The organism is Roseivirga sp. YIW32 (genome assembly GCF_057219245.1).
In genome coordinates this window covers 68,596-84,743 of the sequence record NZ_JBXVVG010000001.1, presented here as the reverse complement: position 1 = coordinate 84,743, position 16,148 = coordinate 68,596, and the positions used below count along the sequence as shown (strand labels likewise).

Below are 16,148 nucleotides of genomic sequence, written 5' to 3'. Positions count from 1 at the left end.
ATTCCCTTACATTCGCAATTTGGTAACAAAAGTTACAGGGCTTTGCAAGGAAGACAGTACCTTTGACCACACTTTTTAAGCCTAAAAAAGCTTAACAATGAAAGAAATAACCGTCAAAGAGCTAAAGCAATTAATGGATGATCAAGCCGATTTTCAGCTGATCGATGTACGAGAACCGTACGAGGTAGAGATCGCTGCTATTGGTGCTGAGCTCATCCCTATGGGTACCATACCCTCCAACGTGGACAAGATCTCCAAAACCAAACAAGTCATTGTGCATTGCCGCAGCGGCAAGCGAAGTGGTGATGTGATCGAATGGTTAGAAGCGAACCACGGCTACACCAACTTGTACAATCTTGTGGGAGGCGTATTGGCTTGGTCACGAGAGATCGATCCGAATCTGCCCTCCTACTAACGCGCGTAGGTTCTTTTTCTCCAGTATCCTCTGATCAACCCGAAGCAGAGTAGGGCCGCTAATGGTGCGATCATATTGAGCAGTTGCCAGTAGGTTTTTGCTTGCTGAATTTTTACGCGGTCCAACGGACGCAAGGTGATTTCCTTTTTCCGAGAGGTGATCACCCCATTTTCATCTGCCAGATAGGCCAAGGCATTGAAAAGAAAGTCTCGATTCGCATACTTGAGTTTCTCGCCTTGCTCCGCAAAAGGGTTATAGCCTAGCTCGTACGGTGCACCCGTCGACAGGTTCTTCTCATTGCGCATGAGGTCACCATCTGACACCACCACAAGTTTAGCCGGCATTCCACGATCAAGGAAATAGGTTTTATCGATGGAGTCGGGCAATACCCTGTTCCGAAATAAAGAGGTGAAATTCCCTTCCAAGAGATAGGCGACAGACTCTTCACCATGGTTGTACAAAGCCACATCGGGCTGGTTCGCATAATCTTCAAAGGCTACTCTGGCTGGGCTGCTGAACACCCTTGTGTAAGGCGATGTCCTCATCAATGCCGTCTTGTTCACCCCTTCTGCTTTTACTGTATCGATGGTGCCAAAGAAACGGGCATAGACAGCATCAAGGTTTTTCGTGATGGGGTGCCTAGTGAATTGATTGACTGAGGCATAAAAAGGCCAAGGCAAATTGATGACATCCTCTGCTCCATCGAGTACAACCGGGTAACGCCCAAAATTCTGAATGTCCTGCAGGTAATCGTCGTTCAGGCGAATGCCGTAGCGAAACAGTAAATCGTCGAGCTGATGATCTACCGATTCGGCAATGGTTCCAAGCCCTCCTGCCCGCGACATATCGGTGGTTAGGGCATCGATCATAAACACCACGTTGCCGCCATGCATGATGTACTGATCCAACACATATTTCTCGGCTGGACGATAAGGACGCAAAGGCTTTGCGACCACCAGGGCGTCGTAATCATGGAGTGCTTTTGGATCGACCAATTGCACCTCATCCATGTCAAAATACTGGATCATTTCCCCCAAAAATCCTGCAATATCCAAAGAGTCCAGCTCCTGATGACCTCGCACCAACCCGATTCGTTTTCGGTTGATCTTGGCCAAGCGCTGTATGCCCACTGCCAATTCAAACTCAATGCCCTCTATCGACTGATTCAGTTGCTGTTGGGAACCTGCCGACTGCGAGCCTTTCAGCATGCGCACTCCTGCCGCTCGCTGATCGTATCGAATGATCACATAAGGGAACAGGATCTTCTGCGTCTGCTTCCCGTCTTCAGTGTCAAACACACGGGTAGGTTCGAAGCCCTGCTGCATTAAGTATTGGTAATTTTCGTTGCGCTCTTTTGCAGTTTCTGCACTACTCGGATCCGAGAAAAAGTAAGCGATCTCCCCTTGAGTGTAGACATTGAATTCTTCAATGGTCTCGATAATGGCGCGCTTGAGTCGCTCGAAGCCAGGCGGTATGTCTCCATCGATCAATACTTCGATGGTCATGGGGCGGTCGATCTGACTAAGCATTTGTTTGGTTGCCGGCTGCAAGGTGTAGCGCTGGTCTTCCGTAAGGTCGACTCGAAAGAAGAAGTTTGCCGCCACCACATTGAACAACAGCAGAGCCAGTAAGCCCAAACCAATGCGTTGATACAACCTGGCTCGAATCGGTCGATAACTCAGCTTTCGTGCAGCCAATTTCCAATGGGTCAGAATCAGCACGAAAATGATCACAGACACAAAATAGGTAAGGTCACGGGTATCGATCAATCCTCTGCTTAGGGCATCGTAGTGGTAACTTAAGCTTAAGTCCTCCACATAAATGGCACTATTGGCAGGAAATAAGGCGGCAATGGAGCTCAAGCCTGTGTACATAAAGAAACAGAGGAAAATGGCCAGCATAAAGGCAACGATCTGATTCTCTGTGTACGCCGAAGCAGCCAAGCCAAAGGCGGTGAATACACCGCCTAATAATAACAGCCCAATGTAGGAACCCACGATGCCTGGAATGTCCAGGTTACCTACAGGATTGCCCAATTGATAGACTGAATAGCCATAGATGAGCGTAGGCAATACGGCAAAGATCACCAAGAGACAGGCAGCAAAATATTTACCCAGCACAATTTGCCATTCAGATAATGGACTGGTGAGCAGGGTTTCTAAGGTCCCGTTCTTCTTCTCTTCTGCCAGCATGCGCATGGTGATGGCCGGAATCAAGAACATGAACACATAGGGGCCTAAGGAAAACAAGGTTTCCATGTCGGCAAAGCCGTAATTCAAAACAGAGGTATCAGGAAACACCCACATCAACAAACCAATGCCGGTGAGAAAAACACCGATCACTACATAGGCAATGAGCGAGCTCAAAAATTGATTCAGTTCCTTTAACAGTATCTGCCTCATTTCCGTGCTTTCGTTTTCTGTTGGAAAAAGCTCTCCAAATCTTGTTCTTCCCGATTCATGCTAAGGATCACCCAGCCGCTCGACTTTGCCAGTTCGAAAAGCTCAGGGCGTATGTCTTTTTTGACTCGTGTGCGGAGTGCATAGGTGTTTTCCGCTATGCGGCGAACATCGCCAAAGCTACGCAAGGCCGCCTCGTCGATCTGGGCTTGAAACTCGATCTTCAGCACTTGAACCCCTGCTTTGATCTGGTCGATGGACTCATTCGCAACAATTTCTCCATTATTGATGACCACCACGCGATCGCAGATGGCTTGCACTTCTTGCATGATGTGGGTGGAAAGAATGACCGTTTTGTCTTTGGCGAGTTTTTTAATCAGTGCCCTGATCTCAACCAATTGATTCGGGTCTAAGCCTGTTGTGGGTTCATCCAGGATCAACACCTCAGGGTCGTGCAGCAGCGCTTGTGCCAAACCCACGCGCTGCCGATAGCCTTTCGAGAGCGCCGCGATCTGCTTGTGCTGTTCTTTCTGAAGTCCGCATTCTTCAATAATGTTGGCCATGCGTTCTTTCAGCAGCACGCCCTTCATTCCATGCACCCGGCCGATGAATTGAAGGTATTCTTTCACATACATGTCGAGGTATAAGGGATTATTTTCCGGCAAATAGCCAATGAGTCGACGCGTTCGCTCGGCGTCCTTCACCACATCCAAACCACAAACTTCGATCAGGCCCGTACTTGGCGGAATATATCCAGTGGCCATTTTCATCGTCGTCGATTTACCGGCACCATTCGGTCCTAGAAACCCCAAGACCTCCCCTTTTTTCGCCTCAAATGTGATGGCGTTGACCGCTTTTTGCGATCCGTAGATTTTCGTAAGCTCAGTAACCTTTACCGACATTGATGAATGAACGTAGATTCGTTAGCAGAATTGTCAAAGATAGTGGAGAAGTCGGAAGTGTGAAGACCGTAGCTGGAAGTTTTGATTGATGACTGGTGATAAGTGAAACACAATTCTATTCAAAATTCATCTTGCGCGACGACAATTAAAAAAGTCTCGGTTCCTTGTCCGAGACTTTTACTATCTATTTACTAAAAACTATTATCCAATCTCTACTTCGCCGGCTTTCCCTTCGGCATCAAGGGACGAATTTCAACATCAACTACGTGGTAATTCGCTTGTGTTTCTACCGATTGCCGTATGGTCGTAGCAATATCCTCCGGACGCATCATGTTCTCATTGGCGTTGGCAAATTCAATGCTATCGAAGAAATTGGTATTGGTACTCCCCGGATAAATGGTGGTTACCTTGATGCCATGATCGCGCAGCTCCTGGAAGATCGAGTGACCGATCCCAGTAACGGCATGTTTCGTACCGACATAACCACTCATGGTCTTTACTCCATTAGTCCCTGCTATCGAAGAGATATTCACGATATGCCCTTCTTCCATCTCGATCATGTCCGGCACTGCCAGTTTGATGCAATAGAAGAGGCCGTGCACGTTCAGGTCAAACATGTAACGCCATTCTTCCACATCCATTTCATGGATCAAGCCTTGGTAGCCCATCCCTGCATTGTTCACCAATACGGAGGCTTTCCCTAGTTTGTCTCTGGTCGCCTGGAAAGAAGCTTGCACCTCTTCCCAACTGCTCACGTCGGTTTTAAAGAAGTGATAATTTTCATTTGATATGTCGTTATTGGTTCTTCCCCATCCGGCCACTACCATGCCCGCATCCAATAATTGTTTTACAGTTTCTAAACCAATGCCTTTGCTGACACCTGTTACGATCGCTAGTTTTCCTTGTAATTCCATGTTTTATATAAGTCTTGAGCGCCGCTTTTAGTTCTCCATTTTCCTCATTTTCTCCATCCTGATGAGTTGAACCATCGCATCTCAGCGTCATCATTGAGTTGGGGAATTGAAGGTCAGAATGCCTATCTTACACACGTAATGAGTAAAAAACCAATCCTTGATAGCCAGGCCTACATTACGTTAGGTTATTTGACGGTTGTTATCATCGGTATGATGTTCGACTTTGATTATTACAAGCGCTTTGGCATCAACATTTTCGAATATGCTGATGTGCTCGATTTTTTACTCGCACCGGTGAAAAATGTGCAGCTCATGCTCTTTGCCTTCGCCACCTTCATTATAGTCTGGGTTTTCTTTTTACTCGATAATCTATGGCAACGTAAATGGCCAAATGCACACAAACGCTTCAATTTCGGTATGACCAAGGAATTCTCATTGAAGTACAGACCCTATATGTTTGGCGTCACTCTGGTGCTGTATTTTTACTTGGCATCGAGTTTTTATGGAGAGAAAATGTACGAGGATTATCAGAAAGCATCCGATATGATCGAGGTCGTTTTTGAATCTGATCAGCGTGTGCTGAAAGGAAAATTGATCGGAAAAAACACAGACTACATTTTCATGGAATCAAACGACAAGGTCGTCAAGGCGTTACCTGTCTCATCCGATGTACAGGAAATCATTATCAACAGGCCCTAATTTCTCCTCCTCCTTCCTAAACCAAAGAAAGAATAAGCAGCAAATCATGAAAATTTAAAACCATCCTTATCTTTGCGCTGTTTGTATTGAGTCTAAATAAAAAGAATTGAACAGCGCCGCCATCTACGACCCACAATTACTGTCTTGCCAAGGGATCCGCACCGTGCTAGACGACAATCCTAAGGTCAAAGCGGTGGAAATTCTGGACGCTTCTCAACCCCTTGGTCAGCAGTTAGCAAAACAGTCTCACGACCTGGTGGTATTCGATTATTCGTTGTTTTCAGCGGCCTTAGCCCAGGAACTGCATCAAGTAGTCGTTGATTTTCCTCGCGTTCATTTTCTCGTGATCTCAGACAACGATGACCCCATGCGCGTGAGGCAATTCATTAGTGCCGGCATTAAGGGCTTTCTAACCAAACGCTGCAGCGAAGAAGAAATACAAACCGCGCTCAAGCTTATACAAGACGGAGGTAAATTTTATTGCCAAAGTGTTATCGAGCTCATTGCCGACCAGGAACAAAATCCAGAGCTCGAGTTGAGTGAGCGAGAGATGGAGATCATTCATTTGGTTACGCAGGGAAATTCCTCAGCTCAGATCGCCGATCAATTGCATGTCAGCATTCATACGGTGAATTCACATCGTAAAAACATCTTAAAAAAACTGGGCCTGAAGTCTCCAACCGAGCTCATCATTTACGCCGTCAAGCAAGGCTGGGTCAATCTTTAAGCAGACACCGCTCTCCAATCACTAAGTCTAGTGATTGAAATTCCCTAGACCTAGCGATTTCAAGGTTGAGCTGTAGCCTCTACTTTTGTGACTATTAAGATTAATTCTAAATAATGAAATTAAAGACCTTCTTCTGCCTTTTTTTGACCTCTTTTCAAGTCCTCGCCCAACAAGTGGTTTTCACCGATGAAACTACTAGCGAAAGGATTCCAGGCGTTACTGTTGAGATCAGTACAGCGGAAGATCGCCTCATTCAGATGGTTTCCGATGCAGAAGGACGCATTGACCTTAGTGTTTTCACGTTCCCGCTTTCGATCACAACACAACACCTCAGCTACCATTCATTGCAGTTCGATCTTGTCAAACCAGGAGACCACACCTATGCATTGGTACCCAAAGAAACTCAGTTGGCTGATGTTGTGGTGACGGGTCAGTTTGCTCCAACCTCCGCAGAACGCTCTGTGTTCAAAGTGCAGCGCATCTTAAGAGAGGAGTTTCAAGAACGAGGTGCTGTTTCTTTGGAAGATGCCCTCAAAAGTCAGCTGAATATCGACATCAACCAAGACCTGGCCATTGGTAGTGCCACCGTGAGCATGCAGGGCATCAATAGCCAGAATGTCAAAATTCTAGTGGATGGTATTCCACTGGTCAATAGAAATGGCAACGGCAATGGTGCTGACCTCAGCCAGATCAACCTTCAAAACATCGAACGGATTGAGGTGATCGAAGGTCCTATGGCGGTCAATTATGGCGCCAATGCGCTTGCTGGCGTCATCAACCTCATCACGATTCAAGAAGAGACGAGCAAACCCACCGGCCAGCTTTTCTTACAATCTGAAACAGCGGGGAGTGAATGGGGCCTCGACGCAGGTCGGCACATCCAAGGCGCATTGGTGGATGTTGGCATTGTTTCAGGGCTCAATGCACAGATCAGTGCACAGCACAACAACTTCATGGGATTTAAAGGAGAAGCAGGCCGTCGTGCCTATGAATGGAATCCCAAGCAACAAATACTGACGGACCTACAGCTGAGCTACAAGCTGAATGGGCATCAAGCAAAATACAAGTTGGGCTACCTCAATGAATTGATCCAGGCATTCGGTACACCACAGAATAACTTCCTCCCGAACGGTCAAAACCAACCCTTTGCCATAGACGAAGACTTTCAAAGTGAACGGATCGCACACCAATTGCTATTCAATGGAGAGACTGAATTCATCAAACATTACAACGCTTATTTCTCCTATTCAGACTTTGAACGGGTCAATAGCCAATTCTCTAAGAATTTGATTACGCTAGAAGAAACTTTAACAACTGGGGAAGGCGATCAGGATGTTAGTGGTTACAGTGTTTTTGATGCTGGAGCAACATTCAATTTTGCGATCTCTCATTTGAATGTACAAGCAGGCTATCAAGTATCCATGGAAGAGGCCAGAGGTGGTCGCATCTTGGAAGGCGCTCAACAGATCAATGATTACAGCCTCTTCTCTTCTGCCGAATGGACATTTCAAGAAGCGTTAACGCTTCGTCCGGGACTGCGCTTGAGTCACAACAGCGCCTACGGTAGCCAGGCAGTGCCTTCGCTACAAACCAAATGGCGCATTTCTGAAAATGATCAATTAAGGTTTTCTTATGGCCAGGGTTTCAGAGCACCGTCAGTGAGAGAACTTTATTTTGAGTTCGTAGACTCCAATCATCGGATCTTTGGCAATCCCGACTTGCTTCCGGAACGCTCTGCTCATTTCAGCTTGAATTATGACCGTGGATTCAGCATCAGCGGCCATCGAGTCAAAACAGACGTCAACTTCTTCTTTAACGACATCGACCAGCAGATCGCCATCGCTCAATCACCAAGTGATCCTACAAGCACCTCCTACCTCAATATCGAAAAATTCAGGACCCTTGGGTTCAACCTTGTGCAGCAGGTGAACTTTGGCGCCATCAGTGGTCATCTTGGCATGTCATACATCGGCCGTTACAACAGGCTCTCAGGTGAATCGGATGCGCTGCAATCATTCTTTTACACACCGGAGCTCAATGCTAACCTCAATTACCAGTTAAAGAAGACCAAATCGAGCATCAATCTGTACTATAAATACAGCGGTGTACAAGAAACCTATTTTCTAGACGATGAAGACAACGTATCCATCGGGCAGCGAGAAGCTTTTCATTGGATGGACCTGAGCTTGAACCAAAAGATCAGCAACAGCCTGAGCCTTTTACTCGGTGCCAGAAACCTATTGAATGTACGCGACATCAATAACTCCGGTGTTGGTACCGGCGTGCATAGTGGAGGTGGCGCTCAACCCATCTCTTATGGAAGATCCTACTTTATAAAACTGAATTATAACATCAATTAATCATGAATCTGAAAAAACTAGTCATCATGGCTGTAGCAGCCATTGTAATAAGTGCGTGTACCGAAGAGGAAGAACCATTTGTAGTGCCCGCCGTTGAAGGTGCCATCATAGATGCAACTGTTGGCGGCCCCACTCAACCCAATCAGGTCTATCTGGATCTTTCCGTCGAAGCTTCTTATGTCGTGCCAAGAAATAGCTATGACTTGGGCTTCTTTACAGGAGACGATTTTAGGGTAGTGTTGAATAATTCGACCAGTGCTTTGGCATTGGCATTAGACAAAAATGACTTGACTCAAGTGACAGTCAACGACACAGTTGGGTTGAGCAGAAGGCTCGATGTAGATGCCATCTTTAGCTCCTTATTTGGGCCTCCGGCACCATGGATCAATCAAGCAGCCACTTGGTTGGATCATCCATCCGGTGACCTTCAGCGAACTGCCATTGCAGAGGTCTCTGCCAATGACGCAGAGAACAAGGTCTACATTTTAAACAGAGGTAACCATCCTGATGGAAGCAACAGAGGTTGGAAAAAGATCCGAGTGATCAGAAATGGCCAAGGCTACACCCTCCAACATGCCAATATTGATGACCAAAGTTTTCATACCCTTGAGGTTTCAAAGAATACTGACCTACGTTTCGTACAAATGAACTTTGATGCTGGACTAGTTGAAGCAACCCCTGCTGCTGCCAATTGGGATTTGGCTTTCACCACCTTCACCACACTGCTGCCCGTAGATGCCACCACTAGCATCCCTTATGCCTTCAAAGATTATGTGATTTCAAACAGTAGTGAAGTGCGAATTGCTACCGTCAACACAGCAGACATTGCTTATGAGGATTTTGGTGGCAGCGACCTGGCGGGTCTTGAATTCACGAGCAACATAAGCGCCATAGGTAGTTCATGGCGAACAGTTGCGGCACCGAACTCAGGCAATAGCACAGGAGTGGTAGAAGAAATCTTCTATGTCCTTGAAGACTCCGATGAGAACAGGTATAAACTCCGCTTCACCCGCATGCTAAATCCGCAAACCGGTGAACGAGGCTACCCTCAATTACAGTACAATTTGATAGCCGATTAATGGGCTATTCAAACTGAATCCCTAGAAGTAGTGAGTCAAAATCACTAGGCATAGGGATTTACTCGTGATTCATCCGGTAGTACTTTTGAGTTTATTAAGATTAATTCTAAATAATGAAAACAAAGGCCATCAAGTTGCTGATCATTGGTATAAGACTGGGGTTGGGACTCCTATTTGTGTACGCAGGCATTCAAAAATTCAAGCCCGAGGAACCAAAACCGAAAGCAACAACTGAAGTTCGGGCGGCTTCAAAAGAGCTGCCCCCTAACGTTGTGAAGATCAAGGCGTACATCGGAGGGTTAAAGCAAACCGGTTATTTCTGGCCGATGCTAGGGATTGCGGAGATCGTATGTGGACTGCTGTTACTGAGTCAGGTCTATGCCTTATTGGGTGCTGTGATGCTGATCCCGTTAACACTCAACATATTTCTTTTCGAAGTGTACCTCGGTGATGGAGATCCTGTTGAGCTTTTCACACATGGTCTCTATTTCGTCGCGAACATTATCCTATTGATCTATGCCTGGCCAAGGCTCAAACTGGCATTTCTAACCACTGATAAAAACTTTAAAACCATTACATCATGAAAACCCTAATTGTCTCATTATTGATGAGTTTATGTGTGCTGAGCGTGGCACAAAGTAAGAAAAAGCAAGACCAAGAAGCCATCAAAGGCATGTGCGGCTGTTACGAAGTGAAGTTCAACTTTGCTGAAACCTTTGCCGCGGATGAGCGATATGAGTTCTACGACAATTATACCTCTGCCGGATTAGAATGGGTGCAACTAGTGGAAGACGAAAAGAACAAGATCTCGATGCAACATTTATTGATCGTGGGAAAAAACACCATCGTGAAGCATTGGAGACAAGACTGGCTGTACGAGAACACCGACCTCTATGTTTATGACAAAGACAATACCTGGTCTTACACCAAATTGTCACCAAAGGAAGTGAACGGACAATGGACGCAAAAGGTGTATCAGGTAGACGATGGGCTTCGCTATGAGGGAAGTGCTACTTGGATCCACGCTGATGGCCGCTCGTATTGGGAAGCTACTTCCGATTCTCCGCTACCAAGAAGAGAATACACCAAAAGAAAGGACTACAATGTGATGACTCGTACGAATCGTCATGAATTGACCGGATTCGGTTGGGTACACGAGCAAGACAATGACAAAGTACTTCGCTTTGAATCCGGCGATCAGCTCATTGCCCAAGAAAAAGGATACAACACCTATACGAAGGTTGCCGATGAAAAATGTCTGGCAGCACAAGAATGGTGGAAAAAAAATGAGCAGTACTGGGCCGATGTGCGTTTGGTTTGGGACGAGATCTTCGCCAGCAAAAAAGACTTGACGTTCAAAGGCAAGGTAGATGACCAAGTACTCTTCCAAAAAATGTTTGCGCTAGGCAACGAAGTCACTGAAGACGAAAGCTATGACTCTGAAACGGTGAAAGCCAAAGTGAAAGAGATCATCATGATGTACCAGGATTAATCATACATACAATCCTTTGCAAAAGGTCTTTGAGCAATCAAAGGCCTTTTTTATTGCCGTCTGACGAAATTGTAAGGTCTTAGGGAGACCCTAAGACCAGTTATTTGTTTTCAATAGGAGTCTTTATTGCTTGTTGATCAGGTCTTTAATAATCGTCGTCATGCCCTTCTCTGCTTTGGCTGCAGCGGCCAAAATCTTACTGATCTCCACTTTCTCCAGGTTATCCGGGTCGCAGCGATCGGTGATCGCAGAGACAGCAAAAACCGGCAGGTCCATATGGCGTGCAACAATGACTTCAGGGATAGTCGACATCCCTACTGCATCAGCGCCTATTCGAGCGATGTATCGGTATTCAGCACGAGTTTCAAGATTGGGTCCACTCACTCCGGCATAGACGCCCTCGTGACAAGGAATATCATTTGCTCTCGCGATCGCTAAGGCTTCATCGATCATTTTACGCTCATAGGGCTCACTCATGTCAGGGAATCGGCCCCCGAACTCATCGAGGTTTGCTCCGGTCAATGGATTTTCTTTCATCAAATCAATGTGGTCCTCGATGATCATCAGGTCAGCAACCTGATAATCCAGGTTAACCCCTCCTGCCGCGTTCGAAATGAACAGCTTTTGAATGCCCAGGCCCTTCATTACCCGAACAGGAAAAGTGACCTCTTTCATGTTATAGCCTTCATAAAAATGAAAGCGCCCTTGCATGGCCACAATATCACGTCCTCCTAGCTGCCCAAAGATCAACTTGCCCTTGTGGCTTTCAACGGTAGACAGGGGGAAATTTGGGATCTTATCGTAGTCCAACTCTTTTTCGATGGAAATCTCTTCCACCAATGCACCTAAGCCGGTGCCTAAAATGATTCCAAACGTTGGCGTGGTACTGATCTGTTCTTTAATAAAGGCTGTTGTCTCGTTGATCTGATCTAAGTAATTCATGGCAATTCGTGGCATAAAGTAGGAACTCGTGCTCCTTTAGTGTTTCTCTTGCACCAAAACTAGAAATAAAAATTCCGCAATACCGATCTACAGGAACTTTTTGATCAAACAATCCATTTATATGTACATACATTTATTTTAGTCTTAACAAAGCATCATGCTTTGAGTTTAGACTCTAGATTTGCGAAAGAATTAGACATATGATCACAGTAGTAGTAGGAACGAATAGAAAGAATTCGGTTAGTAGAAAAGTAGCTGAATATTACCAGACCTTATTAAGCGTGGAAAGCCAGCTTGTAGATCTGGCAGATGTACCGGGAGACTTTATTGGCAATGCCTTGTACGAAAACAACGGGAAGAACGAAGCCTTCAATGCCATGAGAGAAAAGGTGCAGTCTTCGGAAAAACTCGTGTTCATCGTACCGGAATACAACGGCTCTTTCCCTGGAGTCCTGAAAGCGTTTATTGATGGTTTCAAGTATCCTGAAGGTATTCGAAATAAAAAAGGCGCGATGATTGGTGTATCCTCTGGCGTGCAAGGTGGTGTGTTTGCCATGTCTCACCTGACGGATATTTTCAATTATTTAGGGATGCATGTGTTGGCTTTAAAACCCAAATTGGCCGGAATTGAAAAGAATTTTGACGGCGAAAAAGTAACCAACGACCTTTACAATTCGCTATTGAAGCAACAAGCAGATATGCTCATCGAGTTTTAAGGATCTCCTGATCAGCCCAAAAGAACAGCCAGTACTAATTGGGACTGGCTTTTTTTATGATAAAAAAAGAGAAAGTCAGCCCATGGCAGCAGGCTGACTTTCAAACATGTCAAAACACTTAACCTGTTGATGGTTAAGGTTTATCAAATCAATCTACATTGTCATGTAGAAATCTATTGTCGCCCATGATCTCATCGTCATCGTTGAGATTAAAGCGGGAAACGTTTCGTTCTTCTGAAGGAGTGGTGTTGTTCAACCGAACTTGCTTTCTCTGATAGGCCGGCACTTCGAGTTTCTCTTTGAAATCGTCATGTTGCCAATGGTCTGAGCTACCTCCGCGCAGCTTCTCCTCTCGCAGACGCGCTTGTTCTTGTAGCTTCTTTCGTTTCATATCCAAGAAGTTCTGATTACGTTCTTCCATAAAATCATTGTCCAGTGCCTGATTTCGGTCCTGACTTTCTGTCTCTGAAGTGATTTCCGGCAGTTCTTCGATCTCATACTTCTTTGCCAGCTGACTCAAGAATTTGTAGCCGGAAGTGACTTCCTCCTCCTCTTCTTGGGTTGCTTCAGGTTGAGGCGCCTTTCTTGGCTCCATCTTAGAGACATCGAAGAGCGTGGTCTGGGAGTGTTCAGGTGAAAGGGTATGATCCTCAGTTTGTTCGATCTCGCGATTAGTTTCAAGATCTATTACGGTCTTCTTTTGATCTCCAAGCGTCGAGCTAACTTGCGTCGCCTCAAAACCTGTAGCAATGACTGTGACACTGATGTTCTGCTCAAGTCGTTGATCAATTCCATGACCAAAGATCACTTCAGCTTCGTCACCAGCCTTTTCTTGTATGTACTCGGTAATCTCACCAAGCTCATCCATCTGTAATTCGGCTTCTTCGCCGGAAACAATGGAAAGTAAAATCTTTTTCGCACCGTGAATGTCGCGGTTGTTCAACAATGGCGATGAAATGGCCATTTCGGCCGCACGCAAGGCCCTGCCTTCGCCTTCCGCCTGAGCTGAGCCCATCACCGCTGCACCTGCTCCCTTCATGACGGTTTGCACATCCATGAAATCGACATTGACATAACCAGGTACTGTAATGATTTCAGCAATTCCTTTTGCACCAGTAGTGAGCACATTGTCCGCCTCACCAAATGCTTTGGAGATGGGAAGATTTCCATGAATCTCTCTTAGCTTGTCATTCAAGATGACCAAAACGGTATCACAATGCTCTTTGAGTTCTGCAATACCATCATTGGCGGCATTCGTCTTTTTTCTTCCTTCCCAACTGAAAGGCGCTGTAACAATGCCTACCGTCAGGAGATCCATTTCTTTTGCAATTCGAGCAATTACCGGAGCGGCTCCCGTACCGGTACCACCTCCCATTCCTGCCGTAATGAAGACCATTTTGGTGTCATTCGACAAAACTTCTCGAATTTGCTCTTTGCTTTCTAATGCGGCTTGTCGTCCTACTTCCGGATTTGCCCCAGCACCTAGTCCTTCGGTGGACGTCGTACCGATCTGCAATTTATTGGGAACAGGCGATGCCTTTAATGCTTGCGCATCTGTGTTACATACAACGAATTCCACATCTCTAATGCCTTGATTAAACATGTGGGTAACTGCGTTGCTTCCTCCACCTCCAACACCGATCACCTTGATGATCGATTTGTGGTGCTTTGGTAATTCAAACATGTATGATTCTGCCATGGGTTATTTATTTAGTCGGACGTCCGATGACGGAAGTCCGAAGTTTTGCTTTCCTATTAGTTTATATTTTTTTTGAATGCTGACATCATGTTCATCAACTCAAATGACTCAGAATATGCAGCATTGAATTCCTCTTTTGTGATATACCTTCTTTTCTCCGCTTTGTACAAACAGGTTACTGTTTCCGCCAAGCTCCGAATTGCATATCCCATAAATCGCTTAAACTCTGCGTTTGATTGTCCAATTGACCCCTCAGCAATATTTAGCGCCACAGCATCGACCGCCCTCATCATTTGCGATGAAAGGTTGAAGTTCTCCTTCTTAGGAAAAGTATTTGTCATACTATTTATGCTTTCCGCTAAATCCATTGCTCTTTTCCAGATCAATAATTTTTCAAACTTAAATCCCATTGTGTGTTCATTTTGAGTAAGGGCCTCCGTCTTCGGTCGTCTGACTTCTGACTTCGGTCTTCAGACTCTTAGCCTCTCCCTAATAGTCCTTCCCCTCACCGAAGTCGTCCATCAGCAAGCCTTTGGTTTTGTCGATGAGTTTGGTAAGGAATTCTCCGCCCTTCTTAGAGGCTTTCGTCTCCTTCTTCATCGGCTGATTGCCTAAGCTTTCTTGGTAGCGATTCTCGCGTTCATCCAATGCCCTGAACCCTGCCAATACAAGGCCCACCGTAGTGGCATACATTGGACTCTTGATCATTTCTACTTTAGTCTTGCCTAAGTGCTCATTTGGATAGCCAATACGAGAATCCATGCCTGTCATGTATTCGAACAACTGCTGAATGTTTGCCAGCTGTGAACCACCGCCTGTGATCACGATGCCTCCTGCCAGCTTGCTCGAGTAGCCCGAAGTAATGATCTCTGCATGGATCAGTTCGATGATCTCTTCCATTCTCGCCTCAATGATATGTGCCAAATTTCGAATAGAAATTTCCTTCGGAGGTCTATTCCTCAAGCCTGGAATCGAAACGATCTCATTAGGATTGGCCTCTTCGGCAATGGCACGACCAAATTTTGTCTTCAACAATTCGGCCTGATTCTGCATTACTTTTAGACCTTCTTTGATATCGGTGGTGATGATATTTCCGCCAAAAGGAATAACTGCCGTGTGTCGGATGATGCCGTCGTGGAAGATGGCAACATCTGTTGTACCACCTCCAATGTCGACCAAGCAGATGCCCGCTTCCTTCTCTTCATCACTCAGAACAGACATGCTCGAGGCCAATGGCTCAAGGATCAGATCTTCGATCTCAAGATTCGCTCGTTTCACACATTTGTTGATGTTGCGAATGGCATTGGTCTGTGCCGTGATGACATGGAAATCGGCTTCGAGTTTTACACCTGACATGCCAACAGGATCCTTGATCCCATCTTCATAATCGACGATATAATCCTGTGGCATCACGTGAATGATCTCGCATCCCGGAGGCATCACAATCTTATGCACATCGTTGGTCAAACGGTTCAAGTCTTCGACAGTGATCTCATCATCCACTCGGTCGCGTGTGATGCTTCCATGGTGGATCGAGCTTTTGATGTGCTGACCCGCAATTCCCACGTTGACCACACCAATGTCAATTCCTGCTTGCTCAGCGGCTTCAGTAATTGCTTTTTCAATGGCCATAATGGTTTTGTCGATGTTGGTGACAATTCCTCGGATGACACCGTCTGAAACGGCTTTACCCATTCCTAAGACTTCGAGTTTTCCATACTCGTTCTTAGTACCGACAATCGCACAAATCTTTGTTGTTCCGATGTCTAGTCCTACTACAATTTTCTCGTTATGCATGGCGTTG

15 protein-coding genes are annotated in these 16,148 nt (G+C 45.8%); 8 read left to right on the top strand and 7 right to left on the bottom strand.

All coding sequences use genetic code 11. The features are described 5' to 3' along the window. The first annotated feature begins 97 nt into the window (after nt 1-97). Entirely contained in the window at nt 98-415 is a 318-nt protein-coding gene (locus tag AC2D6U_RS00395) for a rhodanese-like domain-containing protein (protein ID WP_484718956.1), read from the top strand. Here the strand turns inward: AC2D6U_RS00395 and gldG are convergent. The 3 genes from gldG to AC2D6U_RS00380 all read right to left on the bottom strand — a co-directional run bounded on the left by gldG (nt 412) and on the right by AC2D6U_RS00380 (nt 4,630). Then, nucleotides 412-2,817, bottom strand: a complete 2,406-nt coding sequence (gldG, locus tag AC2D6U_RS00390) for a gliding motility-associated ABC transporter substrate-binding protein GldG (RefSeq protein WP_484718955.1) — start codon at nt 2,815-2,817, stop codon at nt 412-414. The two genes, AC2D6U_RS00395 and gldG, sit on opposite strands and share 4 nt — an antisense overlap. Next, nucleotides 2,814-3,716 (bottom strand): gliding motility-associated ABC transporter ATP-binding subunit GldA, encoded by a 903-nt coding sequence (gene gldA / locus AC2D6U_RS00385; RefSeq protein ID WP_484718954.1) that lies wholly within the window; start codon nt 3,714-3,716, stop codon nt 2,814-2,816. The genes gldG and gldA overlap by 4 nt, the downstream gene beginning before the upstream one ends. Before the next feature lie 212 nt (nt 3,717-3,928). Then, nucleotides 3,929-4,630 carry an SDR family oxidoreductase gene (locus tag AC2D6U_RS00380; protein WP_484718953.1) on the bottom strand — a complete coding sequence of 234 codons (702 nt, stop codon included), beginning with the start codon at nt 4,628-4,630 and terminating at the stop codon, nt 3,929-3,931. A gap of 138 nt (nt 4,631-4,768) precedes the next feature. Between AC2D6U_RS00380 and AC2D6U_RS00375 the strand changes: the two genes are divergently transcribed. From AC2D6U_RS00375 to AC2D6U_RS00350, 6 genes are all read left to right on the top strand, one after another. Beyond that, the gene (locus AC2D6U_RS00375) at nt 4,769-5,329 is read left to right on the top strand and encodes a hypothetical protein (RefSeq protein WP_484718952.1); all 561 of its coding nucleotides are present in this window, start codon (nt 4,769-4,771) and stop codon (nt 5,327-5,329) included. Between the two features lie 106 nt (nt 5,330-5,435). Beyond that, on the top strand, nt 5,436-6,056 hold the full coding sequence (locus tag AC2D6U_RS00370) for a response regulator transcription factor (protein ID WP_484718951.1): 621 nt from the start codon (nt 5,436-5,438) through the stop codon (nt 6,054-6,056). A gap of 113 nt (nt 6,057-6,169) precedes the next feature. After that, nucleotides 6,170-8,416 (top strand): TonB-dependent receptor plug domain-containing protein, encoded by a 2,247-nt coding sequence (locus AC2D6U_RS00365; protein ID WP_484718950.1) that lies wholly within the window; start codon nt 6,170-6,172, stop codon nt 8,414-8,416. A 2-nt stretch (nt 8,417-8,418) separates the two neighbouring features. Further along, a complete protein-coding gene (locus AC2D6U_RS00360; RefSeq protein ID WP_484718949.1) occupies nt 8,419-9,495 on the top strand; it encodes an HmuY family protein in 1,077 nt (358 codons plus the stop codon). A gap of 113 nt (nt 9,496-9,608) precedes the next feature. Continuing rightward, nucleotides 9,609-10,079, top strand: a complete 471-nt coding sequence (locus tag AC2D6U_RS00355; protein ID WP_484718948.1) for a DoxX family membrane protein — start codon at nt 9,609-9,611, stop codon at nt 10,077-10,079. Beyond that, nucleotides 10,076-10,987, top strand: a complete 912-nt coding sequence (locus tag AC2D6U_RS00350) for a DUF6607 family protein (RefSeq protein WP_484718947.1) — start codon at nt 10,076-10,078, stop codon at nt 10,985-10,987. The genes AC2D6U_RS00355 and AC2D6U_RS00350 overlap by 4 nt, the downstream gene beginning before the upstream one ends. 123 nt (nt 10,988-11,110) lie before the next feature. Here the strand turns inward: AC2D6U_RS00350 and AC2D6U_RS00345 are convergent, their stop codons facing one another. Continuing rightward, nucleotides 11,111-11,944 (bottom strand): purine-nucleoside phosphorylase, encoded by an 834-nt coding sequence (locus AC2D6U_RS00345; protein WP_484718946.1) that lies wholly within the window; start codon nt 11,942-11,944, stop codon nt 11,111-11,113. Between the two features lie 185 nt (nt 11,945-12,129). Here AC2D6U_RS00345 and AC2D6U_RS00340 point away from each other — a divergent pair, with 185 nt between their 5' ends. Beyond that, complete coding sequence (locus tag AC2D6U_RS00340; protein WP_484718945.1) at nt 12,130-12,645, top strand: NADPH-dependent FMN reductase; 516 nt, start codon at nt 12,130-12,132, stop codon at nt 12,643-12,645. A 148-nt stretch (nt 12,646-12,793) separates the two neighbouring features. Here the strand turns inward: AC2D6U_RS00340 and ftsZ are convergent, their stop codons facing one another. The 3 genes from ftsZ to ftsA all read right to left on the bottom strand — a co-directional run bounded on the left by ftsZ (nt 12,794) and on the right by ftsA (nt 16,141). Continuing rightward, entirely contained in the window at nt 12,794-14,344 is a 1,551-nt protein-coding gene (ftsZ, locus tag AC2D6U_RS00335) for a cell division protein FtsZ (RefSeq protein WP_484718944.1), read from the bottom strand. Nucleotides 14,345-14,400: 56 nt separating this feature from the next. Next, complete coding sequence (locus AC2D6U_RS00330; protein ID WP_484718943.1) at nt 14,401-14,754, bottom strand: four helix bundle protein; 354 nt, start codon at nt 14,752-14,754, stop codon at nt 14,401-14,403. A gap of 79 nt (nt 14,755-14,833) precedes the next feature. Further along, nucleotides 14,834-16,141 carry a cell division protein FtsA gene (gene ftsA / locus AC2D6U_RS00325; protein WP_484718942.1) on the bottom strand — a complete coding sequence of 436 codons (1,308 nt, stop codon included), beginning with the start codon at nt 16,139-16,141 and terminating at the stop codon, nt 14,834-14,836. Nucleotides 16,142-16,148: the final 7 nt, after the last annotated feature.

Bases quoted from the DNA above. Each gene is read 5' to 3' on its own strand.
- AC2D6U_RS00395 (WP_484718956.1), top strand. From the start codon at position 98: ATGAAAGAAATAACCGTCAAAGAGCTAAAGCAATTAATGGATGATCAA.
- gldG (WP_484718955.1), bottom strand. From the start codon at position 2,817: ATGAGGCAGATACTGTTAAAGGAACTGAATCAATTTTTGAGCTCGCTC.
- gldA (WP_484718954.1), bottom strand. From the start codon at position 3,716: ATGTCGGTAAAGGTTACTGAGCTTACGAAAATCTACGGATCGCAAAAA.
- AC2D6U_RS00380 (WP_484718953.1), bottom strand. From the start codon at position 4,630: ATGGAATTACAAGGAAAACTAGCGATCGTAACAGGTGTCAGCAAAGGC.
- AC2D6U_RS00375 (WP_484718952.1), top strand. From the start codon at position 4,769: ATGAGTAAAAAACCAATCCTTGATAGCCAGGCCTACATTACGTTAGGT.
- AC2D6U_RS00365 (WP_484718950.1), top strand. From the start codon at position 6,170: ATGAAATTAAAGACCTTCTTCTGCCTTTTTTTGACCTCTTTTCAAGTC.
- AC2D6U_RS00360 (WP_484718949.1), top strand. From the start codon at position 8,419: ATGAATCTGAAAAAACTAGTCATCATGGCTGTAGCAGCCATTGTAATA.
- AC2D6U_RS00355 (WP_484718948.1), top strand. From the start codon at position 9,609: ATGAAAACAAAGGCCATCAAGTTGCTGATCATTGGTATAAGACTGGGG.
- AC2D6U_RS00350 (WP_484718947.1), top strand. From the start codon at position 10,076: ATGAAAACCCTAATTGTCTCATTATTGATGAGTTTATGTGTGCTGAGC.
- AC2D6U_RS00345 (WP_484718946.1), bottom strand. From the start codon at position 11,944: ATGCCACGAATTGCCATGAATTACTTAGATCAGATCAACGAGACAACA.
- AC2D6U_RS00340 (WP_484718945.1), top strand. From the start codon at position 12,130: ATGATCACAGTAGTAGTAGGAACGAATAGAAAGAATTCGGTTAGTAGA.
- ftsZ (WP_484718944.1), bottom strand. From the start codon at position 14,344: ATGGCAGAATCATACATGTTTGAATTACCAAAGCACCACAAATCGATC.
- AC2D6U_RS00330 (WP_484718943.1), bottom strand. From the start codon at position 14,754: ATGGGATTTAAGTTTGAAAAATTATTGATCTGGAAAAGAGCAATGGAT.
- ftsA (WP_484718942.1), bottom strand. From the start codon at position 16,141: ATGCATAACGAGAAAATTGTAGTAGGACTAGACATCGGAACAACAAAG.